Below are 26,083 nucleotides of genomic sequence, written 5' to 3'. Positions count from 1 at the left end.
AGCGCGGATACTGCCACAGCACTTCCGCCGATTAATAAAACGGCATCGTTAATTTTGTGATTGCCTTAATATTAGTAAGGTCTAATGTTAATTATATTAGAACCTACTAATGTAAAAGTCTATACTTAAAAAGGTATCAAAAAGAGAAACAATAAAAATGAATATTGAACAACTAGCTGTCAACGCAGAGCAAGCCGAACAGTTTTTAAAATTAATGGCTAACAAAAATCGCTTAATGATTTTATGTAGTTTATTACAAGGTGAGCAAAGTGTAGGTGAGCTAAATAAAAATGTACCTTTAGCACAGTCAGCGTTATCTCAGCATTTAGCAAGTTTACGCAAGGCAGATATGGTTGCTACTCGCAGAGAAGGGCACACTATTTATTACTCGTTGACCGACCCAAAAGTTGAGTCGATCATTGCTTTACTATATGAGTGGTTTTGCCGACAAGAAAATACTAAATAAACGTAGCTATTTCATCGAGTGATTTTTTATCCAGTGCATGAGCAGGTATTGTTGCATCATCACTTGGGTAGCCTGTAATAAGTAGCATGTATGGACGTTCGTTATCTTTATCGCGATTACATATGTCGGTTAAAAAACTCATTGGCTTTGGAGTATGAGTAAGGGTTGCCAAACCACTGCGGTGCAAAGCTTGAATTAAAAAGCCGGTAGCTAAACCAACAGACTCATGCACATAATAATTCGTATTTTTATCATCAGTACTTACACCGCCCTTTTTTTGACTAAATACAGCTATGAGCCAAGGTGCATGCTCTAAATAAGGTTTATTGGCGTCGGTACCTAACGGTTTTAGCGCATCTAACCATTCTTCACCTGCTCTGCCTTCGTAAAAAGAACGCTCTAATTTTTCTGCGGCTTCTCTTATTTGTTTTTTTACATCGCTACTGTTTATAGCCACAAAATGCCAAGGCTGATGATTCGCTCCACTTGGTGCTGTGCCAGCTGCTTTTATACATGCTTCAATAATATTTTTTGGTACTGGGCGATCGCTAAAGCTGCGAATGCTATGGCGGCGTTGGCTGGTTTGTAAAAACTCGTTAGCACGATTTAGCATTTCTTCATGTGGATATTCTATAAAGTCATTTAACGGCTGGCTTTGGTGATCTTGCATGGCTTTTCGCTTCTTATAAAAAGTATATGTGGTTTTTATACCGAGTGAATACAGTACAGGCAAGTGTTATGAGTTTAAAATATGTTTATTTGTTGTTACAAATTTAACCAGCAAGTAACTTATGTTCCTATTTTCCTTGTGGTATAAAACATTATAAAAATAATTACTCATATTCAAGGAAGTAAAAATGCTATCAATAACAGGGTTATCTAAAACCTACGATAACGGCGTACATGCACTACAAGGTGTTGATTTATCTATCGGTAAAGGGATGTTTGGATTGCTTGGGCCAAATGGCGCAGGTAAATCATCGCTTATGCGTACCATTGCAACACTGCAGTCGGCTGATTCAGGTTCAATTACTTTTGATGGCATTGATGTATTTAAAGACCCACAGGCACTGCGCCAACGCTTAGGTTACTTACCACAAGATTTTGGTGTGTACCCGCGTGTTAGTGCTTACGACTTACTGGACCATATGGCTGTTTTAAAGGGTATTCATAATAAAGCAGAGCGTAAAGAGTCGGTTGAAGGATTACTTGCGCACACTAATTTATATCAACATCGCTCAAAAGCGGTCAGTGGCTTTTCGGGCGGTATGCGCCAGCGTTTTGGTATTGCACAGGCATTACTGGGTGACCCTGATTTACTAATAGTTGATGAGCCAACAGCGGGGCTAGATCCTGAAGAGCGTAATCGTTTTCATAACTTGTTAGTAAGCTTAGGCGAGCAAAAAGTAGTTATATTATCGACCCATATTGTTGAAGACGTAGCAGAACTTTGCCCAAACATGGCGGTGCTGGCAGGCGGTAAAATACTATTAGAGGGCAACCCAATTGCCCTTACCGATAAGCTCCAAGGCCAAATTTGGCGCAAAGCCATGAGCCAAGAAGAAGCGCTAGAGCTTGAACCGCAACTGCCTGTTATTTCAAAACGCTTATTTGCTGGGCAAACCATATTACATGTATTAGCCAGTGAAGCCCCTGAAGGTTTTGAGCTCAGCAGTGCAAACCTAGAAGATGTGTATTTTTCTACGTTGCTTAATCATCGTAACAGCCAAGTAGCATAAGGGGGCGCTATGTTTTTTAATATGCTCGCGTTTGAGCTGCGCTATTTTATGCGTCAGCCTTCGTTTTATGTGACCTCATTAATCTTCTTTTTTATGGCGTTTTTTATAAGCTCCAGTAGTAAGTTTCCGTTAGGTGGGGCGAATGTTCATATGAACTCGCCTTTCTCTATTATGCTTTTAACCGTTACATTTTGTACGCTTGCTATGTTTTTAGTGGTTAACTTTGTTGCCAGCTCTGCTATTCGCAACAGTGAAAGCAAAATGGATGAGCTGGTTTTTAGTAAGCCTGTTAATCCTGTGCCTTATCAAGCAGGGCGTTTTTTTGGTTCTTACTTAGTTGTACTTATTGTGTTTTTAAGCGTGCCATTGGGTGTGTTTTTAGGGTCGCAATTTGGTTTATTAGTTGGCTGGCTCGATGGCGAATTGATTGGTCCTAATAAGCTAATGTACTACGCTGCGCCTTATCTTTATTTAGCAGTGCCAAGTTTACTGGTGCTTTCGGCTATTTTTAATAGTGTAGCGGTCTATTTTAAAACCATGATGTCGGTGTATGTAGCAGCTGTTGTGATTTTTATAGCCTATCAAATTGCCGGCGTTTACTTTGATGATTTAGCATTTAGAAATATTGTTGTTTACGCCGACCCATTTGGCTCTGGTTCGTTAATTGATTTAACACGTTATTGGACTGTAAATGATAAAAACACAGAAGTGCTAACGCTCACAGGTGACCTTTTAGTTAACCGTATATTGTGGGTGGCAATCAGTGTTGCACTGTTTTTTGGCCTTGGAAAGCTAAGCAATCGCATAGTAACTAAAAAACAGAAGAAGCAATTTAAAGTCTCTGCTTTTGTACAAAATAAACAAGCTGCACTTATCAATAGTGCTAAAAATTATAAATCAGCGGGGGTTAGTACTAAATCTCAGCTAATAATGCGCAGTATATTCGAACTTAAACAAGTTATATTTAGTGCTCCTTTTATGATTTTAGCGGGTGTAAGCATTGTAACGCTTATGATCCCTCTGTTTGCGCCTATTGGTGCTTATGGCACTACTAACTGGCCTTTAACTCAGAATATGGTAAATGTTATTAGTGGTATTTCTGGTTTATTTTTGTTTGTTATTATCGCTTTTTATAGTGCTGAGCTTGTATGGCGAGAGCGACAAAGTGGTATGGGCGATATTGTAGACAGCTTTCCAGTACATAATAGTGTTTTTTGGGTGTCAAAAATACTGGCTTTAATCGCCGCTATTTCTGGATTGTTCCTCGTGGGAATGATACTCACAATTACAGTTCAGTTATTTAAAGGTCAATTTAATTTAGAGCTAGGACAGTATTTATTTAGGATTGTTTACTTATCGATTTTACCGTTGATTATGCTGACGGTACTCGCCTTCTTTTTACAGATTATTAGCCCGAATAAATATGTAGGAATGGGTTTGTTTATTTTGTATTACATAGCGCAAAAAGTAATGGGTTCTTATGGGTTTGAGCATCATATGTATCATTTTTCGCAAAGCAGTAGCGTACCGTATTCTGATATAAATGGTTATGGGCATTTCTTACAAGCTGCGAATTGGTACACATTATATTGGGGTGCGTTAAGCCTTGTTTTAGCGATTGTTGGGTTTGCGTTATGGCATCGTGGTCCTTCACAAACGCTGCGCACACGCCTGTCTATGCTTCGTTATAATATGTCGTTAAAAGGGCAAGCGATTGCGGTTGTTAGTGTATTAGTGTTTGTTGGTGCAGGCTACAATATTTATAACAACACGCGAGTTTTGAATGAGTTTACTACGAGCGATGAGTTTCAAGACAAGCAAATAAGTTATGAGCAGCAGTTTGCACAATACAAAGACTTAGCACTACCTATGGTGACCGATGTTGACTTAACTGTTGATATTTATCCTAAAAGGCGCGCTTTAAACGCCGTGGCTAAAATTAAGTTTACCAATACCTCTAACGAGCCAATTACGCGAGTATTGATCACCTCACCTCAACACGCTAAAAGTTGGGATGTAGCCATGGCTGGCGGTAAGATAGTTGAAAAATTACCAGCGTTTTATTCAGCATGGTTTGAGTTTGAGCAGCCGCTTATGCCAAACGAAGTAAGAGAAGGGCAACTGTCGGTTACTCGTGATCATACAGGCTTTACTGATCAAGGCTCTGATACACAATTAGTTGCCAATGGCACGTTTATTAATAACTTGGAACTCCTTCCTAGTTTTGGTTATAACCGTGGTTTACAGGTAGCTGATAAATTTGAACGCCGTAAGCATAATTTACCTGAGCTTGAACGCGCCCATAAGCTAGAGGACAGTCAGTACTATACACAAAGTAATTTTGGTGCAGCTAATGGGTTTATTAACTTTAAGGCGACGGTAACAACCGACGAGTCGCAATTTGCTATTACCCCAGGGTATTTACAAAGTGAAAGTGTAAAAGAGGGGCGCCGTACCTTTGTTTATGAAATGGATGCGCCCATTTTAAACTTTTACGCGGTGCTTTCGGCAGAACTTGAAAGTAAAAAGGTTGAGCATAATGGGGTAAATGTTGAGGTGTACTACCACAAAAATCATGCATGGAATGTTGACCGTATGATTGAGTCGGTACAAGACTCTATAGATTACTTTACACAAGCATTTGGGCCGTATCAGCATAAACAACTACGTATTATTGAATTTCCTAAGTATCGCTCGTTTGCACAAAGTTTTGCCAACACAGTGCCATACTCCGAAAGCATGGGGTTTATTACAGACTTAAGAGATGAGAGTAAAGTTGACTACCCTTACTATGTTACCGCACATGAAGTAGCGCACCAATGGTGGGGGCATCAAGTATCGGCGGCTAATGTAGAGGGGAGCGCGGTTATTTCTGAAACGCTTTCACAGTACAGTGCGCTTATGGTGCTTGAGAAACGCTTTGGCGCAGAGAAGCTACGTAAGTTTTTAAAATATGAGCTTGATAGGTACTTAATAGGGCGTACAGGGGAAGCCTTTGAAGAAATGCCACTATATAAAACACAGTCGCAACAATATCTTCATTACAATAAAGGATCAGTTGTGATGATGGCGATTTATGATCGTTTAGGTGAAAAACGTTTAAACAATGCTCTCAAAGCATTTTTAAATGAATTTCAGTACCAGTCAACGCCATACCCAACTACGCTTGATTTACTTAGTTATTTAAAGCGAGATGCAACACAAGCTGAACAACGTTTTATTGATGATCAGTTTAAATATATAACGCTTTATGAGCTTGAAATGAAAGAAGTGTCGGTTACAGATGATGTTGATGGCGAAGGTTTTTATACAGTAACACTGAGCGTTGAAGCAACTAAGCAGCATGCCGATGGACAAGGTGAAGAAACTGAGCAGCCGCTCGATGAGCTAATTGATATTGCATTATTTAGCGACGACCCTGAAAACTTACTCGCTGAAGACTTTGTTATTTACTCGAAAAAGCATCAAATAGTATCTGGTAATAATACTATTGAGCTAAAAGTAAAAGAAAAACCATTATTTGCAGGGGTTGATCCTTACATTAAGCTGGTCGATAAAGACAGTAAAAACAACTTAGCTAAGTTTTAAAGTCTATTTATTTACTAAACACTTAAACTGACTACTTTAAAGGCCGCATTTATGCGGCCTTTATGTGTAATAAACTGTATAAAACTTCATAGCGTTTCTACATATTCCCCACAGCTTTTTACGCTAATATTTTATGTTCTCTTATAAAGTTACCTTACTGGTATTTAGTTTATAAGGAAGAGTATGAAACCATTAATTATAGGGGCGATAGCATTAAGCCTCAGTGCTTGTTCTGCGGTAACCATTCAGCCACAGGCAACAGCAAAAATAACGAGCCAAGCTAATTACGAAGATAGCCGCCCATTTTATTTATAGGGATTAGTGGGTGAGCAGCGGGTAGACGTAAAACAAATATGTTCAAATACACCGGTTATTCAAATGCAGTCACAACAAACGTTTAGTGATGGAGCGCTGAGTTTAATTACGCTTGGAATATACTCGCCCCATACCATTAAAGTGTGGTGCCAAGAGCAAGTACTAGGGGAGACATTATGAGCATCAAGCTATTTGCAGCCGGTTGCACACTGATTATTTTAACGGGGTGTACAAATATTTACTTTGATAACGGTATGCAGAGCAAAGTAAGCAATAAAACGCTAAAAAGCTCACAATGGCATCATAATTTTGCACTTGCGTTGTACGAGGGATCAGAGCCGTTAGATTTAACAAAACATTGCCCACAAGGGGAGTGGCAAAGCGTTCATACGTATAAATCGTTTACTAATGGTTTAGCTGAGGTGGTTGTGAATCAAATTGGCCCAGCTTGGTACCCTAAAACAGTAGAAGTACAATGTAATAAGGTACCATTTAAAGCTAAATAATTATTTAAAATAGTTATTCGTAACGCAGTGCATCTATAGGGTTTAGTCTTGCTGCTTTAATAGCAGGGGCTAAACCAAATATAATCCCAATCATTGATGTAAATCCGAACGATAGTATTACAGCCCATACTGGTATGTATGCATCAGGCATACTTGGGACTAAAAACGAAATAAGCCCTGCGGCGCCATATCCTATAATGAGTCCTATTAAACCACCAAAAAGTGAAAGCACAACGGCTTCAACTAAAAACTGCAGCATAATAAAACCAGGTGTTGCGCCTAGTGCTTTTAATGTACCAATAACGCGTGTGCGTTCAGTGACCGACACTAGCATTATGTTCATAACACCAATACCGCCAACAAGTAAGCTAATGCCAACAATACCAGCAGTAATAGCAGTAGCACTGCTGGTAAATTTATCTATTTGAGCACGAGATTTTTCAGCGGTTTCAAATTCAAAGTCGTTTTCATCTTTCTCTTTTAGTTTATGTAGTTGGCGCAATACACGAGTGATTTTTGCAAGCACTTGTTCTTCGTTAGTACCTTCATTTAACCTAAACATAATTTGCACATTAGTTTGTGTACTTCCGCCCTCTAAAGCACTCATGGTACTAATTGGAATATTAATGTAATCGTCTTGGTCAAAACCAAATAAGCTACCTTGTTTTTCAGCAACGCCAATAATTCTAAACCATTCACCACCTAGCTTTATATATTCACCTACTGGGTTTTCAGGAAGGTTTAGCTTTTCTATGATTGAAGGGCCGATAAATGCGACCCTTCTTCGCTTATCATCGTCCTCAGCACGAATAAAGCGACCAAGTTCAGGATAAGTACGATACGCTTTTTGATAGTCTTGCTCGGTACCGATAACACGCGATGAATGGCTTTTATTTCCATACTCAGCTCCCCCCGAAAAGCGCCAGGTAAACATTAGGGCAGTTAGCGTTTCAGCTTCTTTTATACGCGACTTTAAAGCTAAAAAATCGTCGTAGGTAAGCTTGGCATTTTTACCAACCATTTCAAGTTCAATACTGGTGTAAGGTTTTATTGTTGTTACATCTGGCGACATATCAGCAAGTTGATCGTTTATTTGCTTTGTAAAACCTTGCATTACTGCAACGACAGTAACTACGGCGGCAACACCAATAATAATGCCCAAACAGGTCAGTGCGCTGCGCATTGCATTAGCTTTAATAGCTGAAAAAGCGGCTTTAGTGCCTTCCATTATGGCAAGAGCTGATTTAAACATGCTGCTTGATTCCTTCATCTTTAGTTACATCACTTACCACTTTACCGTCCACTAAACGAATCACGCGTTGGCAATGATCGGCAATTTCTTGCTCATGTGTTACTAAAATAATAGTGTGACCTTCGTTATGCAGCTCATCAAACAAATCCATAATTTCGCGGGTCGTTTTACTATCAAGATTACCTGTGGGTTCATCTCCTAATAATATATGTGGTTTTGTGACTAAAGCGCGGGCAATAGCAACACGTTGACGTTGCCCGCCCGATAGCTGGCTAGATAAATGATTAACTTTATCACCGAGACCTACCCGTTTTAGTGCTTCTAGGGCTTGTTGCTTGCGCTGTTTGCTAGGGATAAAGCGATACACTAAAGGCTGCATTACATTTTCTAGTGCGGTTGCACGTGGTATTAAGTTAAAGCTTTGAAATATAAACCCGACACTTTCATTACGCTGATGAGCAAGCTCTGTCTCGGTCATACTTTTTACTAGTTTATCTTTTAAGTAGTATTCGCCACTACTGGGTGTATCTAAACAGCCTAATAAGTTCATTAAGGTCGACTTGCCTGAACCAGAAGGTCCTATAATCGCCACGTATTCGTTGTGCATTATATGTACGTTTACATCATCAAGTGCCTTAAATACCTCTGAGCCCATTTTGTATTGTTTATTAATATGCTCTAGCTTGATTACCGCAGACATTAGGCTTCTTCCTTGTCTGCATCTGATTTAAGTTTTACCACATCACCTTCAGTCAGAAGACTTACTGGGCGCGCAGGGCCAATAACTATTTTGTCGCCCTCATTTAAGCCGTCAGTAATGGCTTGCTCTATATCAGATGATATTCCAACAGTTACGGCAATTTTGCTAACGGTGTTATCACTATTTAGTCGCCATACAAATGTTTTATCGTCTTCTTTTTGGATTGCTTCTATTGGAAGTTTTAAACCGTTTTCGGCAATGCTTGTTGCGATCTCTGCTCTACAACTCATTCCTGCATATAGCTGGCGCTCAGTAGTATCGAGTAATACTTTTACTTTAAACGATAAACCTTGAGAGCCGGCTTGGTTTTTAGCTGAAGTACCAATATTGATTACTGTGCCGCTAAATGGTTTATTAGGGTATGCGGCCGCATAAATATTCGCTTTTTGGTTAAGCTTAATGCTCGCAATGTCGGTTTCATCCACACGTAGCTCGGCTAAGATAGCGCTAGGATCGGCTACTAGCATTAAATCAGAGCCAATAATATTAGTAGTACCGGCTATAACGGTTTCACCTTCTTTAATATTTACAGATGCAAGCAAGCCGCTCATTGGAGCTCTAAATACACTTTTACTTAAGCGATCTTGCGCAATTTGTAGTGACGCTTGTGCTTGGTTGTACGACTCTATTCGTGATTCAATATCGATTTTAGCTAGATCGCGTGCGCTTTCAATATTCTCGTAGCTCTCTTGATTACCTAAACCGACATCATATAAGTCTTTTTGTCTTTTAAGTTGGCGCTCTAGGTTAGCAAGGCGTGTTTTATTGTGTTTAATTTCAATTTCTGTGGCGCGAAGGATTGCTTTACTACGGGTAACTTCTGATTCAAAGGCAGTTGTATCAAGGCGCATTAACATATCGCCTTGTTTAACTCCTTGGCCTTCTTGAACAAATATTTTATCTACTCGGCCTGTCACTTCAGAGCGTAATTGCACTTGTGTATTAAAAACTAAATTACCTGAAGCCATTATTGAGTCAGCAATGTCGCCAAGCTCTACTTGAGCAATATTTACTTCGGCTTGTTTTTCATCGCCAGAAATTTGCTTTGACACAATTAGGGCTATAAATGCGCCTACAGCGAGTGTGATAATTATTGCTTTTTTCATTTTATCTATCCGTGAATTAAGTAATGTGGAGCTAGTATCTACCTCCACTTAAGAGTTAACTTGCTGCAATGATTGCCCAAATACCAAAAATAATAATTGAAGGAAGAGCAGAGAATAGGAGTGCTTTGTTAGTTGAAAAATTAGTCCAGCATTTTAAGCCGATCATCCCCAGCGCAATGCTCCAAAAGCTAAATAAGTTTATTGATTCTAATAAGCTATAAAAAGGATGGCCAATTTCAAGTCCTATTATTAATTGGTTAATAGATGCATAGCTAAATACGGCTTGTTGAGATATTTGATCTGTACTTGCACTTAGTACAAGAGCAATTGTTCCTAGGCTTGAAATAACAACGGGCATCATTGTCCAGGTAGCGAATCCATACCAAGCTCCGTAGCTATGTTCTGATTCAGGATCTTGTTTAGCCACAAGCATATAATAAAGTGCCATTAATGCATTCATGATAGCCAGCGCAATTACGCCGCCAAACAAACCAAACCATATTTGGCCTTCTGCATTTTGCTCTATACTTTGGCGAATCATTTTTTGCTCGCCAATCGTCGCATCAATAGTTGATGCTGCTACTTGCTCATTAATCAAAAACTGCATATCAACAGTGGAATAAAAAATATAAATACTCGCCATTGAAACTAAAGACATGACTATAAAAGCAAGCCATGACCAACCTTTGGCGTGTTCAACACCATTGAAAGCTTTACTAGGACTTATATAAATATCGAGTAGGGCGCTAAACGCGTTAGGTGATTTCATTATTATTCCTTTATACCTATTTTATGGCTAGGCAGTTATAAATGCCCAGTGACTAGGTAATAGAATAAAGGAAAATGTATGTATTGTTTTCATTCAATTGTAACGGTTTGTTAACAGATGTAAGGGGTCTTGTTCAAAAACGAGAAAAGGGCCAAAAGGCCCTTCGTGTCGCAGCAAGTAACACATTCTTTCTTATAAATTAAAGTCTACAGAATAAGCAACGTAAGCTTTAATATCTGAGTCATCCATATCTGTATCAGATAAACCAAAAGTGAACCCATCTTTCGAAATTGATACACCGTAATCTAAGATATTATCATCGCCAATAAAGTCACCAGAGTAGTGGCCTAAGTGAAGTGCCATTTCAGTGCCGTTACTGCCAACAGCAAAACCGTAGTCAGCTGTCAGGTAAAGTGAATCACCAAAGTCGGTGCCATCACCACTTGCAGCTGATGTTGCAAGTACTGAAGCACCAAATGTAAAGCCTTCAACACTGATGCTACCGTAAATTTCAGAGAAATCGGCGTCAGCTTCAGAAGCGGCATCTGGGTAAGCGTAATAAATATAACCAACATCGTAGCTAACACTTTCGTTAATATCGCCACCAAAGCCTGCATATAAGTCAAGCTCATAGGTCATTTCATCGGCCCACGATGCGTTTGAAGCCCAAGTACCTGCATAAAAGCCCGATTCATTGGCGTAATCAATACCGCCTGAAATAGCTGCATCGCCCCCAGTTTGCTCTTGACCACGCCATAAGTAGTTTGATGTTGCCGCTGCATTAGCAGTTACTTCAGCATGTACGGCTGTTGACGTTAAAGATGTTGCGCCCATTAATGCTATAGCACCTATAGCAATGGTTTTTTTTAGTTTTAGCATGTCCATTTCCCGTTATATGATTTTTGCTCGCCAAGGTTTTTATTATGTATTCGGAACCTTTAGGCTGACGGCTTTTTATTGTTTAACTAACGAGATAATTGCACTGTATGTGCCAGCTTCATTATTTTTTATTAAAAATTATTTTTATACATTAAAAACATGAGCTTGTATTTTATAGATTGAGAAGAGATATGGTATGTAGGAAGATGTTGCGCACACTGCTGGTGCATAAATTAACCTAGCCGCACCATAAAAGTACGGCTAAATTAGAAGTTTTTAGCCAAATATAGTGCGCATAAGGCTAATTGTTTCGTTTACACTACGACCTTTTTGAACTTCACTCACAATTGAATCGCGCTTACTGCGAATGTGCTCAGGAATATCGTCAGCAGCAAGTGCGCGGTCTACTAAAATTTCTGCAGACTCTTTACCTCTACGCTGAGTTTTACCTGTCGTAGTTGTAGTTCGTTTAGGCTTACTTAACAGTTTGATGTAGTTAGAGTTATCTGGTGTTTTTGCATCAGCATAGTGAAAGAAACATGGGATTAGTGCTTTAATAGCAACTAATTGTTCTTCTAACTCATTACTAGGTTTAGCCATTTTGTACCATGACATAGCTTGAATACCTTTTACAATATCTTGCCAGTAACGCTCAAAATCACTATTTTTTAGTTTAGAAACACCAAGGGCACCGCATAATGCATCTAATCGATTGTTTGTGATCGGAGTAAATATATCAGGGCGACGCATTGCAAGCAGTCGTGTTGCAGGCGCAAGTGTTGGTTTTTCATTATTGTCGGTGAATATTTTTGAATAAGCAGCAACAAATTGTTGATATTCGTATTGAGTAATGTCACCTTCAAGTGGAATGTTTACTAGTGCATCGTCAAAGGCACCTGGTAAATCGCCAAGCATTTGATGAAAGCTCTTCGCACTTTTTGTTGATGCAAACCATTCAACGTCAAAGTTGTATGTGCTTGGATCTAGTGATGCCATGTGCTTACCGCTAAACGCAAGTAAGTCTTCAGGAATCATATCTTTAAGAGATTGTTCACGAATGCTTTTAATGTAGTCTACTAAGCGAAGCTGTTCATCAAGAGCAATAACGTCTTTGTGTTGTTCTACAAATACACTTACTACAGGCCACGGAGCAATACGTAAAGTTTTAACCTGTAAAAAGCTGATAGCTGAAATAAGCTGATCGTGTAGCTTCTTAAGTACTGGTAATTGCTGCGGCTCTAGTAAATCGTAGTTCATACGATCTCTGCTTGCACTTAGCAATTCGTAACACCAAGGTAAAAAATCATCAGGGTGGTTTTCTACTTTCACGGCCATAAGGTTAAGGCTTAATTCTGAAGATTGCTTCAGAATGTTCTGATAGATTTGATTTTCTTGTTCGCCTAGCGTCATTTTTGACGGTGAAATTAGCAGTTTTTTCATGCCTTGTAGAATCTCCGGTTTAGATATATATTTTTTTGCTGGTCTATTTTAGCGCAATTACGTTAATAACAACAGCGCTGTCCTCCATACGTTGTAATTGAAGTAGCTAAATCGGCGTTTTTGCTAATAGAATGAGGCCAACGTTTTAACATGTATCAATCATTTTTATCTAGTACAAAGAGACTTTCAACTGAGGTATTAAAATGCTTTGCTATTTTTAGAGCAATTATTACCGAAGGGGTAAATCGTGCCGTTTCTACTGTACTAATAGTCTTACGTGAAACCGCAATTAGATCAGCCAAGTCTTGTTGAGAAAGGCCTGCTTCTTTGCGGTATTTTGCAATTTTATTTTGCACTTTTGCTCCTAATCTTTGCTTTGCCAAAGAATTGATACGCCGTATATTAAACTCATTACAGCAAGGTAAAATGTAGCCATCATGCTGTGAGATACTTCTAAAGCAAGAGTATCGGAGAGTAAGTACACGCCACCCATACTAAAAAGTAAGCCAAGCACGACATGTTTATAGGCAATAGTGTCGATGGTATTTAAATACTCATCTTTATATGTAAGGTGGTATTTCATTCTCCATGTAAACCCGCCTCTGATTACAAACATAAAGAATGAACCTAAAAAAGCAGCAGTTCCTAAAAACAATAGTGGGGCTGATGTTTGATTAAGCATTGGGTAAACACTAATGATTAATAAAGTGACCCCCATGAATAATGAAAACCATGCATTTTGGCCCATAAATTTTTCTTCACTTTTAATATCGTAATTAGACATAGCTCATTTCCTTTTAAAATATTTACAAAATGTAACCTTAAGGTTTCACCGGGTCAATATTTATTTGTAACCTAAAGGTATCAAAATGTTTCAGGGGCGATTCAGGATGGGAATGTAATATCTAATAAAAAGCTTTTTTATCAGAACGACAATGATTTTAAGGCTAACACTCGCTATGATAAGAACATTATTTGCACGTTTGAAAGGACGATCATGAAAACCTTACTTAAAATTGTAGGTGTAATACTTTTACTATGTATAGCACTAATTGTTGCCGCACCGTTTCTAATCCCTACTGATACTATTTTTAACAAAGTTTCAGAACAGGTAGAACAAACAACTGGGCGCACTCTTACTATTAAAGGTGATAAAACACTTAGCGTATTCCCTGCATTAAAGTTAGAACTTAACGACGTGCATTTTGCAAATATGGAATCAGGTTCGCGCGCCGATATGGCGAGTATGAAACAGCTTGCTGTACACATACCTTGGTTTTCATTATTTGGTGGTGAGTTTAAATTAGATAAGTTTGTTATAAACGAACCAAATATCCTATTAGAAACCGACAAAAATGGTAAAGCCAATTGGCAGTTGTTTGATGCAGTTGCAGAGCAACCAAAAGAGCAGAGCCAACCAGGTGAAGCGATAAAGCTTCCAGATAACTTTGATATTGAGTTAGGTGAGGTGGCTATTTATGGCGGCACATTCACTTATCTAGATGGTCAAACCGGTGCCAAACAACAAATTAGCGATTTAGAACTCGCTATTTTACTTCCTTCACTTCGTAAAACATTAGAAGTAAAAGGGGGTATTACTTACATGCAAGAGCGTTTTGATCTTGATATAAAATTAGATACTCCTGCTAAAGCAATTGAAGGTGCTACTTTTAATGTTAAACAAACCTTAGATTCTCGTTTAGTTGATTTAACGTTCGAAGGGAGCATAGCTAAGCAAGGCCAAGATATTAAAGGTCAGTTAGCACTAAGCGGTGAGTCTGTTAAAAGTATTGCGAAATGGCAAGGTGTAGAGCTAGACGCTAAAGACAATGCTTTTAACGGATTTAGTGTAAACGGTAAAATGCACCTACTAGGTGAGAAATTTAATTTAGAAGATTTAGTTGCGACGTTAGACGCATTAGAAATAAAAGGTAAGAGCGAGCTTAACCTAGGTAAGCGTTTAGCAGTAAATGCTGATATTGATTTAGGTATGCTTGACTTAAACCCGTATCTACCTGAAGCAGTGGCAAAACAAGAAGAGCCAGAAGAGCAAGAAGATAAACCTGCAGAGCCAATAGTATGGGATGACACTAAAATTGATTTAAGTGCATTAAATTCACTAGATGCAAATGTAGTGATTCGTTCAAGTGGATTAAAAGCCAATGATATTAAATTAGGCGCAAATCAATTTACTGTTGCTTTAAAAGATAGCGTTGCAAAACTAAGCCTAGATAGCTTTTCTGCTTATGAAGGGTCAGGTAAAGGCGTTATCAATGTAAACGCACAGCAAGTACCTTATAAAATATCAACTAACTTTGACTTAGCTGGAATAGATGCACAGCCTTTATTAACGGATGCGGCAGGTTTTGACAAGCTAATGGGTAAGGGGTCTTTAAATTGGAACCTAAACACAACTGGCCAAAGTCAAAAGTCGTTTATTGGTGCGCTTAATGGAAAGCTTGGATTTGAGTTTGCTGATGGAGCTGTAAAAGGTGCGAATATAGCTGAGATGGTTCGTAAAGGTAAGGAACTCATTTCAGGTAACTTTGGTGCTGCATCTGAAGGGCTTGATACCGGATTTGAAGAATCTGAGCAAACCGATTTTTCAGCATTAACTGGAAGTTTTAACTTTACTAATGGCGTTGGCAAAAATACCGACCTATCACTTATCAGCCCACTTATTAGAATATCAGGTGAAGGCGACGTTGATTTACCGCAAACAACGGTCAACTATCGTTTGGTTACAGGTATAGTTGGATCTATCGAAGGTCAGGGAACTACCGATGACAGCACTGGCTTTAAAATACCACTACGTATAAAAGGGCCTTTCCACGATGTAGGTATAAAGCTAGATGTTGGTGATGCGCTCAAAGATGAAGCTAAGCAGAAGGTCGATGAGGCAAAAGAAAAAGTCAAAGACAAAGCAAAAGATAAAATTAAAGATAAATTAAAAGGTTTATTTGGTTAATTTATTACACTTTAAGCAAACAAGGCACATTACAGGTGCCTTGTTTGTTTTGTAACCACCTGTAAAATAGCTACATAGCCGTAATTACTCAGCTTTAATTTCCCATCACTCCAAATTAATTAAAAAATAACCTATCGCTACCCCCTCAATGCTGGTACAATTGCCCGCCCTTAAGAGACAACTCGTTTGTTTTTGAGTGGGATTTAATCGAAATGTCTTGATTTTAAACAAATTTAAGACACGTTGTAATTACTACACCGGAGGTCATTAACATGATCCAAATGCAAACTCAGCTGGAAGTTGCTGATAACAGCGGCGCTCGCAAAGTGCAGTGTATAAAAGTCCTTGGTGGTTCTCACCGTCGCTACGCAGCGATTGGCGACATCATTAAAGTTTCTGTAAAAGAAGCTATTCCTCGCGGTAAAGTGAAGAAAGGTGATGTTAAAAACGCGGTAGTTGTGCGTACCAGAAAAGGTGTTCGCCGTCCAGATGGTTCTCTGATCCGTTTTGACAGCAACGCTGCTGTTATCTTAAATGATAACTTACAGCCAATTGGTACACGTATTTTCGGCCCTGTGACTCGCGAACTTCGTAATGATAAGTTCATGAAAATCGTTTCACTAGCCCCAGAAGTACTGTAAGGAGCCAATCATGGCAGCAAAAATACGTCGTGATGACGAAGTAATCGTACTAGCAGGTAAAGACAAAGGTAAGCGCGGAAAAGTGCTTTCAGTTGTTACTGAATCTGGTCGAATCTTTGTCGAAGGCATAAACTTGATCAAGAAACACCAAAAGCCGGTTCCACAATTGAACCAAGCTGGCGGTATTGTTGAGAAAGAAGCATCTATGGATGCATCAAACGTTGCGATCTTCAACTCGGAAACGAGTAAAGCTGATCGTGTAGGTTTCAAGATTGAAGATGGTAAGAAATTACGTATCTTTAAATCTACTGGTAAAACTATCTAATAGTTGGAGTAGAATGATGGCGAAACTGCATGAAGTATATAAAGACAAAGTAGTTGCTGAACTTCAAGAGAAGTTTGGTTTCAGCTCTGTCATGCAAGTCCCTCAGATCGAAAAGATCACATTGAATATGGGCGTGGGCGAAGCCCTAGCTGACAAGAAGATTTTAGATAACGCAGTAGCGGATCTAGCAGCAATCTCTGGTCAGAAACCTTTAATCACTAAAGCACGCAAATCTGTTGCTGGCTTTAAAGTGCGTGAAGGCTACCCGATTGGTTGTAAAGTAACCCTACGCGGCGAGCGTATGTGGGACTTTTTTGAGCGTTTGGTATCAATCGCTATCCCACGTATTCGTGACTTCCGTGGCGTAAGTGCAAAGTCTTTTGATGGACGTGGCAACTACAGCATGGGCGTACGTGAACAAATCATCTTCCCAGAAATCGATTACGATAAAGTAGACCGTGTACGCGGTATGGATATTACTATCACTACTTCTGCGAAATCTGATGAGGAAGGCCGTGCGTTGTTAGAAGCGTTTAACTTCCCATTTAAGAAATAAGGGTAGGGTTATGGCAAAGAATTCTATGAAAGCGCGCGAAGCAAAGCGCACAAAACTAGTTGCTCAGTACGCTGAAAAGCGCGCTGCACTAAAAGCTATCATCAGTGATGTTAACACATCTGAAGATGATCGTTGGGACGCGGTACTTAAGCTACAAGCTTTACCACGTGATTCTAGCCCTGCACGTCAACGTAATCGTTGTAACATTACGGGCCGCCCACATGGTTTCCTTCGCAAATTCGGCATGAGCCGTATTAAAGTTCGCGAAGCAGCTATGCGCGGTGAAATTCCTGGCCTTAAAAAGGCTAGCTGGTAATAGAATCATGGGAGTAAGACTATGAGCTTGCAAGATCCTATCGCGGATTTGTTCACACGAATTCGTAACGGTCAATCAGCGAAGAAAGTATCTGTAACGATGCCAACTTCAAAGCTGAAAGTAGCATTAGCTAAAGTACTAAAAGACGAAGGTTATATCGTAGATTTCGCTGTTAACGGCGAAACTAAACCTGAGCTTTCTATCGAGTTGAAGTACTTCGAAGGCAAAGCTGTAATTGAAAATATCCAGCGTGTAAGTCGCCCTGGTTTACGTATCTATAAGAAACGTGACCAATTACCTAAGGTAATGGGTGGTCTTGGTATCGCTATCGTATCAACTTCTAAAGGCCTAATGACAGACCGCGCAGCACGTAGTGCTGGTGTTGGTGGTGAAATCATTGGTTTTGTAGCTTAATCGGAGGGGAACTATGTCTCGCATAGCAAAGGCACCAATTACTGTTCCTGCCGGTGTAGAAGTTACATTAAAAGGCCAGGAAATCACAGTTAAAGGCAAAAACGGTGAACTTACTCGTACAATCAACAACGCTGTTGAAGTACAAGTAAATGACAACGTTATTACTACTTTACCTCGTGATGGCGTAGCTAATGCATGGGCTCAAGCAGGTACTGCTCGCGCTCTAATCAACAACATGGTTGTTGGTACGCATGAAGGTTACGAGAAGAAACTTCAGTTAGTAGGCGTGGGTTACCGTGCTGCAGCGAAGGGTAAAACATTAGATTTAACTCTTGGCTTCTCACACCCAGTTAATTTCGCAGTTCCTGAAGGAATTACGATTGAAACTCCAAGCCAAACAGAAGTTCTAGTTAAGGGCGTAGACAAGCAGTTAGTTGGTCAAACAGCTGCTAACATTCGTGCATACCGTAAACCTGAGCCTTATAAAGGTAAGGGTGTTCGTTATTCAGATGAGAATGTACGCCGTAAAGAGGCTAAGAAGAAGTAAGGTAAGACGATGGATAAAAAAACAGCTCGTCTACGTCGTGCTAAACGCACTCGTAGAAATTATATTGAACAAGGCACAACGCGTCTTGTTATCCACCGCACGCCACGTCACATATACGCTCAAGTTGTAAATGCTGAGGGTAATGTACTGGCTGCTGCTTCTACTGTTGAAAAGGCTATTAGCGAAACAGTTAAAGGCACCGGTAACGTTGAAGCTGCGCAAGCAGTTGGCAAAGCGGTTGCTGAACGTGCGGCTGACAAAGGCATCGAAAAGATTGCTTTTGATCGCAGTGGCTTTAAATATCACGGCCGTGTGAAGGCGCTAGCTGATGCTGCGCGTGAAGCCGGTTTGCAATTCTAGGAGTAGACTATGGCTAACGTAGAAGCAAAGCAACAACAGCCTGATCTAGCTGAAAAGCTAATCGCGGTGAACCGTGTGTCTAAAGTAGTTAAAGGTGGTCGTATCTTTAGCTTTACTGCACTAACTGTAGTTGGTGACGGCGCAGGTAAAGTAGGTTTTGGTTATGGTAAAGCACGTGAAGTTCCAGCTGCTATTCAAAAAGCAATGGAAAAAGCACGTCGCAACATGATCAATGTAGACCTAAATGGCAATACATTACAGCATCCTGTTAAGGGACGTCATGCTGGCTCACTAGTGTTCATGAAACCAGCCTCTGAAGGTACTGGTATCATCGCAGGTGGTGCTATGCGTGCAGTACTAGAAGTGACTGGTGTTCAGAACGTACTTTCTAAATGTTACGGTTCTACTAACCCAATCAACGTAGTACGTGCAACGATTTCGGCTCTTGAGAATATGAATTCTCCACAGTCAATCGCTGCAAAACGTGGCCTTCGCGTAGACGAAATACTGGGGTAACCATGGCAAATCAAACTGTAAAAGTAACACAAGTAAAAAGCTCTATCGGTCGTTTACCGAAACATAAAGCTACATTACGCGGTCTTGGTTTACGTCGTATCAACCACACTGTTGAGTTAGAAGACACAGCATGTGTACGTGGTATGATAAACAAGGTTTCTTACATGGTTAAGGTAGAGGGTTAATTCGATGCATTTGAATACACTTTCACCTGCTGCAGGTTCAAAAACTGCTCCAAAACGTGTTGGTCGTGGTATCGGTTCTGGTCTAGGTAAGACTGGTGGTCGTGGTCACAAAGGTCAAAAATCACGTTCTGGCGGCAAAGTACGCGTTGGTTTTGAAGGCGGTCAAATGCCTATGCAACGTCGTCTACCTAAATTTGGTTTTACTTCTCGCAAATCTTTAGTATCTGCAGAAATAAACCTTTTTGAAATCGCTAAAGTTGAAGGCGATGTGGTAGACCTAAGCGCGTTACAAGCAGCTGGTCTAGTTAAAAAGAACGTTCTTTTCGTTAAAGTTGTTAAATCTGGCGAAGTTTCACGCGCTGTTACCGTTAAAGGCCTTAAAGCCTCTAAAGGTGCTCGCGAAGCTATTGAAGCTGCCGGAGGCAAGGTAGAAGACTAAGGAAGTACTAATGGCTAAACCAGGTCAAGATACAAAAAGTGCACAAGGTGGACTTTCGGAATTGAAGCGCCGATTACTCTTCGTATTGGGTGCTATCATAATTTACCGTCTAGGTTCATTTGTGCCGATCCCTGGGATTGACGCCGCTGTACTTGCCGATTTCTTCGAGCAACAAAAGGGCACCATTGTTGAAATGTTCAACATGTTCAGTGGTGGTGCACTTGAGCGAGCTTCAGTGTTAGCACTGGGTATTATGCCGTATATCTCGGCTTCGATTATTACGCAACTATTAACGCATATGTATCCTCCGTTTATAGAGCTTAAGAAAGAAGGTGAGCAAGGGCGTAAAAAAATTAGCCAGTACACACGCTATGGCACGCTTGTGCTAGCTACTATTCAATCAATCGGTATTGCTACTAGCTTACCGGGCATGATGGAGGGGTTAGTTGTTAACCCTGGTATGGGTTTCTATTTCACCGCTGTGGTGAGTTTAGTTACTGGTACTATGTTCCTTATGTGGTTGGGTGAACAAATAACAGAGCGCGGTATCGGTAACGGTATCTCTGTTCTAATATTTGTTGGTATTGTAGCTAACTTGCCGTCTGCTATTGGTTCGACAGTCGAAATGGCGCGCCAAGGTGATTTGAATGTTTTTGTACTGTTGATGGTTGCGGTAATCGTATTCGCTGTTACTTATCTTGTAGTGTTTTTCGAACGTGGACAACGTCGTATTGTTGTTAACTACGCTAAACGCCAACAAGGTCGTCAAGTATTTGCTGCCCAAAGCACGCATTTACCACTAAAAGTAAATATGGCGGGTGTTATTCCACCAATCTTCGCTAGCAGTATAATTCTGTTCCCTGGTACAATTGCTAGCTGGTTCGGCCAAGGTGAAGGTCCAGTCGCTGATGTATTACAAGCTGTTGCTACTACGTTGACTCCAGGTCAACCGTTGTACTCGCTTGTTTTAGCTGCGGCTATTATCTTCTTCTGCTTTTTCTACACAGCGTTGGTTTTTAACCCACGTGAAACAGCAGATAACCTTAAGAAATCTGGCGCATTTATCCCAGGTATTCGTCCAGGTGAGCAGACATCTAAATACATTGATAAAGTGATGACACGCCTGACATTGGCAGGTGCTTTGTATATAACCTTTATCTGTCTGGTGCCTGAATTCATGACGATGGCGTGGCAAACGCCATTCTACTTCGGCGGTACATCAGTTTTGATTATCGTTGTAGTAATCATGGACTTTATGGCACAAGTACAGACTCACCTGATGTCTCATCAGTATGATTCTGTGCTGAAAAAAGCGAACCTTAAAGGCTACGGTCGATAAGGTCAGTTTACGGAGTTGAGCAATGAAAGTACGTGCTTCCGTTAAGAAAATATGCCGTAACTGTAAAGTTATTAAACGTGCTGGTGTAGTACGCGTAATTTGCAGTGAGCCTAAGCATAAGCAAAGGCAAGGCTAAGTAAACAGTCGTGCAGGCTGAGTTTTCTCGGCCTGTGTTTTTAGTAGTGATTTGGTCTTCGTTTGAGTATCCTTACGGGCTTTTCAAACTTTTGATTACCAAATTCGAATATAGGAGATGTGTTAGTGGCCCGTATTGCTGGCATTAACGTCCCTGATCATAAACATGCAGTTATTGGTTTAACAGCTATTTATGGCATAGGTAAGACTCGCTCTAAGGCTATCTTAGAAGCGACTGGTATCGCCGAAACCACAAAAATCGGTGAACTTTCAGACGAAATTCTTGACGTACTGCGTGATGCAGTTGGCAAGTACACTGTTGAAGGTGATCTTCGTCGTGAAGTTACTTTAAATATCAAGCGCCTAATGGACCTTGGTTGTTATCGTGGCCTACGTCACCGTCGCTCTTTACCACTACGTGGTCAAAGAACTAAGACTAACGCGCGCACCCGTAAGGGTCCTCGTAAGCCTATTAAGCGATAAGGGGATAGTATTATGGCTAAGACACCAATTCGTCGTAAAAAGGTTAAAAAACAAGTTGCTGATGGTATGGCTCATGTTCATGCGTCTTTCAACAACACTATTGTAACGATTACCGACCGTCAAGGTAATGCATTATCATGGGCTACTGCCGGTGGTTCAGGTTTCCGTGGTTCACGTAAATCTACACCATTTGCTGCTCAAGTTGCTGCAGAGCGTGCAGGTACTGCTGCTCAAGAATACGGTTTAAAAAATCTAGAAGTTTTCATTAAAGGTCCAGGTCCAGGTCGTGAATCTGCTGTACGTGCTTTGAATGCTGCTGGTTACCGTATTACCAACATTACTGACGTGACGCCAATACCACATAATGGTTGTCGTCCACCGAAGAAACGTCGCGTTTAACAATAGGTTAGGAGAAATAACATGGCAAGATATTTGGGCCCTAAGCTCAAGCTGAGTCGTCGTGAAGGTACTGACCTGTTCCTTAAGAGCGGCGTAAGAGCTATCGACTCTAAGTGTAAACTTGAGACTGCACCTGGTCAGCACGGCGCTCGTAAAGGTCGCTTATCTGATTACGGTTTACAATTACGTGAAAAGCAAAAAGTACGTCGTATCTACGGTGTATTAGAAAAGCAATTCCGTAACTACTACAAAGAAGCTGCTCGCCTTAAAGGCAACACAGGTGAAAACTTGTTACAGCTTTTAGAGCAACGTTTAGACAATGTTGTATATCGCATGGGTTTTGCTAGCACACGTGCAGAAGCACGTCAGTTAGTAAGCCATAAAGCGATTTTAGTTAATGGTCGTGTTGTGAACATTCCTTCATACGTAATTACTCCAGAAGATACTGTTGTAATTCGTGAGAAGTCTAAGACGCAAGCACGTATCATCGCTGCTCTAGAGTTGGCTGAGCAACGTGAAAAGCCGACTTGGGTTGAAGTTGACGGTAAGAAATTGGAAGGCAGCTTTAAGCGTCTACCTGAGCGTTCAGACCTGTCTGCGGACATTAATGAACAACTAATCGTCGAACTTTACTCTAAGTAAAGTTAAGAGTTAAGAGAGGATAAAATGCAGGGTTCTGTTACAGAATTTCTAAAACCAAGGTTAGTCGACATCGACGCTATCAACCCAACGCGTTCTAAAATAGTTTTAGAACCATTAGAGCGTGGCTTTGGCCATACTCTGGGTAATGCTTTACGCCGTATATTACTTTCATCTATGCCTGGATGTGCAGTAACTGAAGTTGAAATCGACGGTGTATTACATGAGTACAGCGCGAAAGAAGGCGTTCAAGAAGACATCATTGAAATACTATTAAACCTTAAAGGTTTAGCAGTAACGTTAGAAGGCAAAGATGAAGTTTTTCTGACCCTGACTAAATCTGGTGTAGGCCCTGTTACTGCGGCTGATATTCAGCACGATGGCGATGTAACAATTGCTAATCCAGATCACGTTATTTGTAATTTAACTACAAATAACAGCGAGATCAGCATGCGTATTCGTGTTGAACGTGGTCGTGGTTATGTGCCGGCATCTAGTCGTTTATCCTCTGATGACGATGAGCGTCCAATTGGTAGATTGTTGCTTGATGCATCATTTAGCCCAGTTGAACGTATTGCGTACTCGGTTGAATCAGCTCGAGTTGAGCAACGTACAGATTTAGACAAGTTAATCATTGATATGGAAACAAACGGCACTTTAGATCCAGAAGAAGCGATCCGCCGTGCGTCTACTATCTTAGCTGAGCAATTAGATGCATTCGTAGATTTACGTGATGTAACTGAGCCAGAAGAGAAAGAAGAGAAGCCAGAATTCGATCCTATTCTACTTCGTCCAGTTGATGATCTTGAATTAACAGTACGCTCAGCAAATTGTTTGAAAGCCGAGCAAATTCAATATATCGGTGATTTAGTTCAGCGCACTGAAGTTGAGCTTCTTAAAACGCCTAATTTAGGTAAGAAGTCTCTAACTGAAATTAAAGACGTGCTAGCTTCACGTGGACTTTCTCTAGGCATGCGCCTAGAAAATTGGCCACCTGCAAGCTTAGCTGAATAATCTAAATCACTATATTAGTTTAGTTAGAAGGATAGGGTCATGCGCCATCGTAAGAGTGGTCGTCAATTAAACCGTAACAGTAGCCATCGTAAAGCGATGTTTAGCAATATGGCAGGTTCTTTGGTGAAACATGAAATCATCAAAACTACTTTGCCAAAAGCGAAAGAGTTACGTCGTGTAATTGAACCTTTAATCACACTGGCTAAGACTGACAGTGTAGCAAATCGCCGTTTAGCGTTTGCTCGCACGCGTGATAATGAAGTTGTTGGTAAATTATTCAGTGAAATCGGTCCACGTAACGCGGATCGTCCAGGTGGTTACACTCGTATTCTTAAGTGTGGCTTCCGTACTGGTGATAATGCACCAATGGCTTATATTGAACTAGTTGGTCGCCCAGCGACTAGCGAAGCAGTTCAAGAAGACGCACAGTCTGCAGAGTAAGTCTTAAAGAAACCTAAAAGCCGAGCTTATGCTCGGCTTTTTCTTGCCTAAAATTTGTCAAACTATATGAACCAGTAATTACCTTCTATTATGTGCATCGACTCTTAGATTCTTAATCGATAGGTTGTTTTTACAGTTATTTTAATAGCTCTGCCTAGTTACCCTTTACTTACCATCGATCCAAAATAGCCTATCCGGTTTTAGTTAAAGAGCATTTTTACTTTATATAGTGATTTACAGTTATTAATAATAGCACTTCGAATTTAAATACCATTAAGCAATCCCTAACGAAGTTTTTATTGATTAGAGCTGATCAGAAGATATAAGGGTCGCTCTCTTATCTATATACCGGTACTAAGAACCTCATAGTAAAGCTAACCATTGGGGCCTTAGTAAACTCACTTCTCAAATAAAAATATAGCCCAATGAATTTAAATCTCAGCTTTTGACTATTTCAAATGATTTTAGTAACACGACTCTTAACTTATTGGTTGGCTTTTTCAGCATTGATGATCCAAATATGTCCCTACTGATCACTAGTTACCATAACTTTGACTTTAAATAGCTCTATAAACCTCTCAATACAGGTGGTTTAGTTGTGTTTTTGAGCGTTTAGCTCAAATACTCAGCGAACAGCACATTATTTCAAGTTTTCTTCAAAAAAGGGTTGATCTGTTTTTGGATCTCCCTATAATGCGACCCCACTGAGACGGGAAACAGCAACGCATAGCGAGGCACGAACAACTCAGGGTGTTAAGTGAAACTTAGATTGAATCTTCTTAGAAAGTTTAAATTTAAGTGTTGACAAAAAAATAGGAAAGCGTAATATGCGCAGCCCTAGCGAGGTAAAGTTCAACTTTATAATCGCAACGTTCTTTAAAAATATAAAGCAATCATCTGTGTGGGCACTCGTACAGATTGAGTTCTAACAGCCAAACTACTTAGGTAGCGAGGCAAACAAATTAGAGTCTCAATTGAAAACTGAGTGACCAACAGAATAGTTATTTCGGTAATTATTCGGCACAGTCAATTCAATATCGAAAGATATTAAAAAATTCAGAATTCATTGAGCTGTCGAAAGACATAAAACTTTTTAATTGAAGAGTTTGATCATGGCTCAGATTGAACGCTGGCGGCAGGCCTAACACATGCAAGTCGAGCGGTAACAGAGAGTAGCTTGCTACTTTGCTGACGAGCGGCGGACGGGTGAGTAATGCTTGGGAACATGCCTTGAGGTGGGGGACAACAGTTGGAAACGACTGCTAATACCGCATAATGTCTACGGACCAAAGGGGGCTTCGGCTCTCGCCTTTAGATTGGCCCAAGTGGGATTAGCTAGTTGGTGAGGTAATGGCTCACCAAGGCGACGATCCCTAGCTGGTTTGAGAGGATGATCAGCCACACTGGGACTGAGACACGGCCCAGACTCCTACGGGAGGCAGCAGTGGGGAATATTGCACAATGGGCGCAAGCCTGATGCAGCCATGCCGCGTGTGTGAAGAAGGCCTTCGGGTTGTAAAGCACTTTCAGTCAGGAGGAAAGGTTA

The 26,083-nt window shown here is 40.4% G+C and carries 31 protein-coding genes, 1 rRNA gene and 1 pseudogene; 24 read left to right on the top strand and 9 right to left on the bottom strand.

Annotation, left to right across the window (positions count from 1 at the left end):
• Nucleotides 1–157 precede the first annotated feature (157 nt).
• Entirely contained in the window at nucleotides 158–466 is a 309-nt protein-coding gene (locus tag QT16_RS20170; protein ID WP_010554926.1) for an ArsR/SmtB family transcription factor, read from the top strand.
• Here QT16_RS20170 and QT16_RS20165 read toward each other — a convergent pair.
• On the bottom strand, nucleotides 459–1,136 hold the full coding sequence (locus QT16_RS20165; protein ID WP_024594835.1) for a nitroreductase family protein: 678 nt from the start codon (nucleotides 1,134–1,136) through the stop codon (nucleotides 459–461). The genes QT16_RS20170 and QT16_RS20165 overlap by 8 nt on opposite strands.
• 187 nt (nucleotides 1,137–1,323) lie before the next feature.
• Between QT16_RS20165 and QT16_RS20160 the strand changes: the two genes are divergently transcribed.
• From QT16_RS20160 to QT16_RS20145, 4 genes and pseudogenes are all read left to right on the top strand, one after another.
• The gene (locus tag QT16_RS20160; RefSeq protein ID WP_039490492.1) at nucleotides 1,324–2,205 is read left to right on the top strand and encodes an ABC transporter ATP-binding protein; all 882 of its coding nucleotides are present in this window, start codon (nucleotides 1,324–1,326) and stop codon (nucleotides 2,203–2,205) included.
• Between the two features lie 9 nt (nucleotides 2,206–2,214).
• Nucleotides 2,215–5,793 (top strand): ABC transporter permease/M1 family aminopeptidase, encoded by a 3,579-nt coding sequence (locus QT16_RS20155; protein ID WP_039490490.1) that lies wholly within the window; start codon nucleotides 2,215–2,217, stop codon nucleotides 5,791–5,793.
• A gap of 183 nt (nucleotides 5,794–5,976) precedes the next feature.
• Nucleotides 5,977–6,288: pseudogene (locus QT16_RS21110) on the top strand (Bor family protein).
• Nucleotides 6,285–6,614, top strand: a complete 330-nt coding sequence (locus QT16_RS20145) for a Bor/Iss family lipoprotein (protein WP_039490488.1) — start codon at nucleotides 6,285–6,287, stop codon at nucleotides 6,612–6,614. Before QT16_RS21110 ends, QT16_RS20145 begins: the two are co-directional and overlap by 4 nt.
• 13 nt (nucleotides 6,615–6,627) lie before the next feature.
• Here the strand turns inward: QT16_RS20145 and QT16_RS20140 are convergent, their stop codons facing one another.
• The 8 genes from QT16_RS20140 to QT16_RS20105 form a co-directional block, all read right to left on the bottom strand.
• Nucleotides 6,628–7,866, bottom strand: a complete 1,239-nt coding sequence (locus QT16_RS20140) for an ABC transporter permease (RefSeq protein WP_039490486.1) — start codon at nucleotides 7,864–7,866, stop codon at nucleotides 6,628–6,630.
• A complete protein-coding gene (locus QT16_RS20135) occupies nucleotides 7,859–8,566 on the bottom strand; it encodes an ABC transporter ATP-binding protein (protein WP_039490484.1) in 708 nt (235 codons plus the stop codon). The genes QT16_RS20140 and QT16_RS20135 overlap by 8 nt, the downstream gene beginning before the upstream one ends.
• Complete coding sequence (locus tag QT16_RS20130; protein WP_024595210.1) at nucleotides 8,566–9,732, bottom strand: efflux RND transporter periplasmic adaptor subunit; 1,167 nt, start codon at nucleotides 9,730–9,732, stop codon at nucleotides 8,566–8,568. Before QT16_RS20130 ends, QT16_RS20135 begins: the two co-directional genes overlap by 1 nt.
• Before the next feature lie 55 nt (nucleotides 9,733–9,787).
• Complete coding sequence (locus tag QT16_RS20125) at nucleotides 9,788–10,501, bottom strand: YIP1 family protein (RefSeq protein WP_039490481.1); 714 nt, start codon at nucleotides 10,499–10,501, stop codon at nucleotides 9,788–9,790.
• Between the two features lie 192 nt (nucleotides 10,502–10,693).
• On the bottom strand, nucleotides 10,694–11,380 hold the full coding sequence (locus QT16_RS20120) for a TorF family putative porin (protein ID WP_033020855.1): 687 nt from the start codon (nucleotides 11,378–11,380) through the stop codon (nucleotides 10,694–10,696).
• A gap of 276 nt (nucleotides 11,381–11,656) precedes the next feature.
• Nucleotides 11,657–12,820 (bottom strand): hypothetical protein, encoded by a 1,164-nt coding sequence (locus tag QT16_RS20115; protein WP_024606326.1) that lies wholly within the window; start codon nucleotides 12,818–12,820, stop codon nucleotides 11,657–11,659.
• A gap of 155 nt (nucleotides 12,821–12,975) precedes the next feature.
• Nucleotides 12,976–13,176 (bottom strand): helix-turn-helix transcriptional regulator, encoded by a 201-nt coding sequence (locus QT16_RS20110; RefSeq protein ID WP_002959505.1) that lies wholly within the window; start codon nucleotides 13,174–13,176, stop codon nucleotides 12,976–12,978.
• A gap of 8 nt (nucleotides 13,177–13,184) precedes the next feature.
• On the bottom strand, nucleotides 13,185–13,604 hold the full coding sequence (locus tag QT16_RS20105; RefSeq protein ID WP_002959502.1) for a hypothetical protein: 420 nt from the start codon (nucleotides 13,602–13,604) through the stop codon (nucleotides 13,185–13,187).
• Nucleotides 13,605–13,817: 213 nt separating this feature from the next.
• On the opposite strand from QT16_RS20105, the gene QT16_RS20100 reads away from it, so the two are divergent.
• The 19 genes from QT16_RS20100 to QT16_RS20010 form a co-directional block, all read left to right on the top strand.
• Nucleotides 13,818–15,788 (top strand): AsmA family protein, encoded by a 1,971-nt coding sequence (locus QT16_RS20100; protein WP_039490479.1) that lies wholly within the window; start codon nucleotides 13,818–13,820, stop codon nucleotides 15,786–15,788.
• A 272-nt stretch (nucleotides 15,789–16,060) separates the two neighbouring features.
• Nucleotides 16,061–16,429, top strand: a complete 369-nt coding sequence (gene rplN / locus QT16_RS20095; RefSeq protein ID WP_002959498.1) for a 50S ribosomal protein L14 — start codon at nucleotides 16,061–16,063, stop codon at nucleotides 16,427–16,429.
• A gap of 10 nt (nucleotides 16,430–16,439) precedes the next feature.
• The gene (gene rplX / locus QT16_RS20090; protein WP_002959496.1) at nucleotides 16,440–16,754 is read left to right on the top strand and encodes a 50S ribosomal protein L24; all 315 of its coding nucleotides are present in this window, start codon (nucleotides 16,440–16,442) and stop codon (nucleotides 16,752–16,754) included.
• 16 nt (nucleotides 16,755–16,770) lie between these two features.
• On the top strand, nucleotides 16,771–17,310 hold the full coding sequence (rplE, locus tag QT16_RS20085) for a 50S ribosomal protein L5 (protein ID WP_010554915.1): 540 nt from the start codon (nucleotides 16,771–16,773) through the stop codon (nucleotides 17,308–17,310).
• Nucleotides 17,311–17,320: 10 nt separating this feature from the next.
• Entirely contained in the window at nucleotides 17,321–17,626 is a 306-nt protein-coding gene (gene rpsN / locus QT16_RS20080; RefSeq protein ID WP_006794245.1) for a 30S ribosomal protein S14, read from the top strand.
• A gap of 21 nt (nucleotides 17,627–17,647) precedes the next feature.
• Nucleotides 17,648–18,040, top strand: a complete 393-nt coding sequence (gene rpsH, locus QT16_RS20075; RefSeq protein ID WP_002959491.1) for a 30S ribosomal protein S8 — start codon at nucleotides 17,648–17,650, stop codon at nucleotides 18,038–18,040.
• A gap of 13 nt (nucleotides 18,041–18,053) precedes the next feature.
• Nucleotides 18,054–18,587: a 50S ribosomal protein L6 gene (gene rplF / locus QT16_RS20070; protein ID WP_002959488.1), complete on the top strand. Its 534-nt coding sequence runs from the start codon at nucleotides 18,054–18,056 to the stop codon at nucleotides 18,585–18,587.
• Between the two features lie 9 nt (nucleotides 18,588–18,596).
• Nucleotides 18,597–18,947, top strand: a complete 351-nt coding sequence (gene rplR / locus QT16_RS20065) for a 50S ribosomal protein L18 (protein WP_002959486.1) — start codon at nucleotides 18,597–18,599, stop codon at nucleotides 18,945–18,947.
• Between the two features lie 9 nt (nucleotides 18,948–18,956).
• Nucleotides 18,957–19,463, top strand: a complete 507-nt coding sequence (gene rpsE, locus QT16_RS20060) for a 30S ribosomal protein S5 (RefSeq protein ID WP_002959485.1) — start codon at nucleotides 18,957–18,959, stop codon at nucleotides 19,461–19,463.
• A gap of 2 nt (nucleotides 19,464–19,465) precedes the next feature.
• The gene (gene rpmD / locus QT16_RS20055) at nucleotides 19,466–19,648 is read left to right on the top strand and encodes a 50S ribosomal protein L30 (RefSeq protein WP_002959482.1); all 183 of its coding nucleotides are present in this window, start codon (nucleotides 19,466–19,468) and stop codon (nucleotides 19,646–19,648) included.
• Between the two features lie 4 nt (nucleotides 19,649–19,652).
• Nucleotides 19,653–20,087 carry a 50S ribosomal protein L15 gene (gene rplO / locus QT16_RS20050; protein WP_002959480.1) on the top strand — a complete coding sequence of 145 codons (435 nt, stop codon included), beginning with the start codon at nucleotides 19,653–19,655 and terminating at the stop codon, nucleotides 20,085–20,087.
• Nucleotides 20,088–20,097: 10 nt separating this feature from the next.
• On the top strand, nucleotides 20,098–21,426 hold the full coding sequence (gene secY, locus QT16_RS20045; protein WP_002959478.1) for a preprotein translocase subunit SecY: 1,329 nt from the start codon (nucleotides 20,098–20,100) through the stop codon (nucleotides 21,424–21,426).
• Nucleotides 21,427–21,448: 22 nt separating this feature from the next.
• Nucleotides 21,449–21,562, top strand: a complete 114-nt coding sequence (gene rpmJ, locus QT16_RS20040; RefSeq protein ID WP_002959476.1) for a 50S ribosomal protein L36 — start codon at nucleotides 21,449–21,451, stop codon at nucleotides 21,560–21,562.
• Nucleotides 21,563–21,687: 125 nt separating this feature from the next.
• Complete coding sequence (gene rpsM / locus QT16_RS20035; RefSeq protein ID WP_002959473.1) at nucleotides 21,688–22,044, top strand: 30S ribosomal protein S13; 357 nt, start codon at nucleotides 21,688–21,690, stop codon at nucleotides 22,042–22,044.
• Between the two features lie 12 nt (nucleotides 22,045–22,056).
• Nucleotides 22,057–22,443, top strand: coding sequence for a 30S ribosomal protein S11 (gene rpsK, locus QT16_RS20030; protein ID WP_002959471.1), 387 nt, complete (start codon nucleotides 22,057–22,059; stop codon nucleotides 22,441–22,443).
• A gap of 21 nt (nucleotides 22,444–22,464) precedes the next feature.
• Nucleotides 22,465–23,085 carry a 30S ribosomal protein S4 gene (rpsD, locus tag QT16_RS20025; protein WP_002959461.1) on the top strand — a complete coding sequence of 207 codons (621 nt, stop codon included), beginning with the start codon at nucleotides 22,465–22,467 and terminating at the stop codon, nucleotides 23,083–23,085.
• Between the two features lie 24 nt (nucleotides 23,086–23,109).
• Nucleotides 23,110–24,096, top strand: coding sequence for a DNA-directed RNA polymerase subunit alpha (locus QT16_RS20020; protein WP_002959452.1), 987 nt, complete (start codon nucleotides 23,110–23,112; stop codon nucleotides 24,094–24,096).
• A gap of 39 nt (nucleotides 24,097–24,135) precedes the next feature.
• On the top strand, nucleotides 24,136–24,537 hold the full coding sequence (gene rplQ / locus QT16_RS20015; RefSeq protein ID WP_002959450.1) for a 50S ribosomal protein L17: 402 nt from the start codon (nucleotides 24,136–24,138) through the stop codon (nucleotides 24,535–24,537).
• A gap of 1,094 nt (nucleotides 24,538–25,631) precedes the next feature.
• Nucleotides 25,632–26,083: ribosomal RNA gene (locus QT16_RS20010) — 16S ribosomal RNA — on the top strand; the annotation flags it as partial.

The organism is Pseudoalteromonas distincta (genome assembly GCF_000814675.1).
In the GTDB taxonomy this organism is placed as follows: Bacteria; Pseudomonadota; Gammaproteobacteria; order Enterobacterales; family Alteromonadaceae; genus Pseudoalteromonas; species Pseudoalteromonas distincta.
This window is presented reverse-complemented; position numbering and strand designations above follow the sequence as displayed.

Excerpts from the sequence above, each read along its gene's own strand:
- QT16_RS20170 (WP_010554926.1), top strand. The coding sequence starts at position 158 with ATGAATATTGAACAACTAGCTGTCAACGCAGAGCAAGCCGAACAGTTT.
- QT16_RS20165 (WP_024594835.1), bottom strand. The coding sequence starts at position 1,136 with ATGCAAGATCACCAAAGCCAGCCGTTAAATGACTTTATAGAATATCCA.
- QT16_RS20160 (WP_039490492.1), top strand. The coding sequence starts at position 1,324 with ATGCTATCAATAACAGGGTTATCTAAAACCTACGATAACGGCGTACAT.
- QT16_RS20155 (WP_039490490.1), top strand. The coding sequence starts at position 2,215 with ATGTTTTTTAATATGCTCGCGTTTGAGCTGCGCTATTTTATGCGTCAG.
- QT16_RS20145 (WP_039490488.1), top strand. The coding sequence starts at position 6,285 with ATGAGCATCAAGCTATTTGCAGCCGGTTGCACACTGATTATTTTAACG.
- QT16_RS20140 (WP_039490486.1), bottom strand. The coding sequence starts at position 7,866 with ATGTTTAAATCAGCTCTTGCCATAATGGAAGGCACTAAAGCCGCTTTT.
- QT16_RS20135 (WP_039490484.1), bottom strand. The coding sequence starts at position 8,566 with ATGTCTGCGGTAATCAAGCTAGAGCATATTAATAAACAATACAAAATG.
- QT16_RS20130 (WP_024595210.1), bottom strand. The coding sequence starts at position 9,732 with ATGAAAAAAGCAATAATTATCACACTCGCTGTAGGCGCATTTATAGCC.
- QT16_RS20125 (WP_039490481.1), bottom strand. The coding sequence starts at position 10,501 with ATGAAATCACCTAACGCGTTTAGCGCCCTACTCGATATTTATATAAGT.
- QT16_RS20120 (WP_033020855.1), bottom strand. The coding sequence starts at position 11,380 with ATGCTAAAACTAAAAAAAACCATTGCTATAGGTGCTATAGCATTAATG.
- QT16_RS20115 (WP_024606326.1), bottom strand. The coding sequence starts at position 12,820 with ATGAAAAAACTGCTAATTTCACCGTCAAAAATGACGCTAGGCGAACAA.
- QT16_RS20105 (WP_002959502.1), bottom strand. The coding sequence starts at position 13,604 with ATGTCTAATTACGATATTAAAAGTGAAGAAAAATTTATGGGCCAAAAT.
- QT16_RS20100 (WP_039490479.1), top strand. The coding sequence starts at position 13,818 with ATGAAAACCTTACTTAAAATTGTAGGTGTAATACTTTTACTATGTATA.
- rplN (WP_002959498.1), top strand. The coding sequence starts at position 16,061 with ATGATCCAAATGCAAACTCAGCTGGAAGTTGCTGATAACAGCGGCGCT.
- rplX (WP_002959496.1), top strand. The coding sequence starts at position 16,440 with ATGGCAGCAAAAATACGTCGTGATGACGAAGTAATCGTACTAGCAGGT.
- rplE (WP_010554915.1), top strand. The coding sequence starts at position 16,771 with ATGGCGAAACTGCATGAAGTATATAAAGACAAAGTAGTTGCTGAACTT.
- rpsN (WP_006794245.1), top strand. The coding sequence starts at position 17,321 with ATGGCAAAGAATTCTATGAAAGCGCGCGAAGCAAAGCGCACAAAACTA.
- rpsH (WP_002959491.1), top strand. The coding sequence starts at position 17,648 with ATGAGCTTGCAAGATCCTATCGCGGATTTGTTCACACGAATTCGTAAC.
- rplF (WP_002959488.1), top strand. The coding sequence starts at position 18,054 with ATGTCTCGCATAGCAAAGGCACCAATTACTGTTCCTGCCGGTGTAGAA.
- rplR (WP_002959486.1), top strand. The coding sequence starts at position 18,597 with ATGGATAAAAAAACAGCTCGTCTACGTCGTGCTAAACGCACTCGTAGA.
- rpsE (WP_002959485.1), top strand. The coding sequence starts at position 18,957 with ATGGCTAACGTAGAAGCAAAGCAACAACAGCCTGATCTAGCTGAAAAG.
- rpmD (WP_002959482.1), top strand. The coding sequence starts at position 19,466 with ATGGCAAATCAAACTGTAAAAGTAACACAAGTAAAAAGCTCTATCGGT.
- rplO (WP_002959480.1), top strand. The coding sequence starts at position 19,653 with ATGCATTTGAATACACTTTCACCTGCTGCAGGTTCAAAAACTGCTCCA.
- secY (WP_002959478.1), top strand. The coding sequence starts at position 20,098 with ATGGCTAAACCAGGTCAAGATACAAAAAGTGCACAAGGTGGACTTTCG.
- rpmJ (WP_002959476.1), top strand. The coding sequence starts at position 21,449 with ATGAAAGTACGTGCTTCCGTTAAGAAAATATGCCGTAACTGTAAAGTT.
- rpsK (WP_002959471.1), top strand. The coding sequence starts at position 22,057 with ATGGCTAAGACACCAATTCGTCGTAAAAAGGTTAAAAAACAAGTTGCT.
- rpsD (WP_002959461.1), top strand. The coding sequence starts at position 22,465 with ATGGCAAGATATTTGGGCCCTAAGCTCAAGCTGAGTCGTCGTGAAGGT.
- QT16_RS20020 (WP_002959452.1), top strand. The coding sequence starts at position 23,110 with ATGCAGGGTTCTGTTACAGAATTTCTAAAACCAAGGTTAGTCGACATC.
- rplQ (WP_002959450.1), top strand. The coding sequence starts at position 24,136 with ATGCGCCATCGTAAGAGTGGTCGTCAATTAAACCGTAACAGTAGCCAT.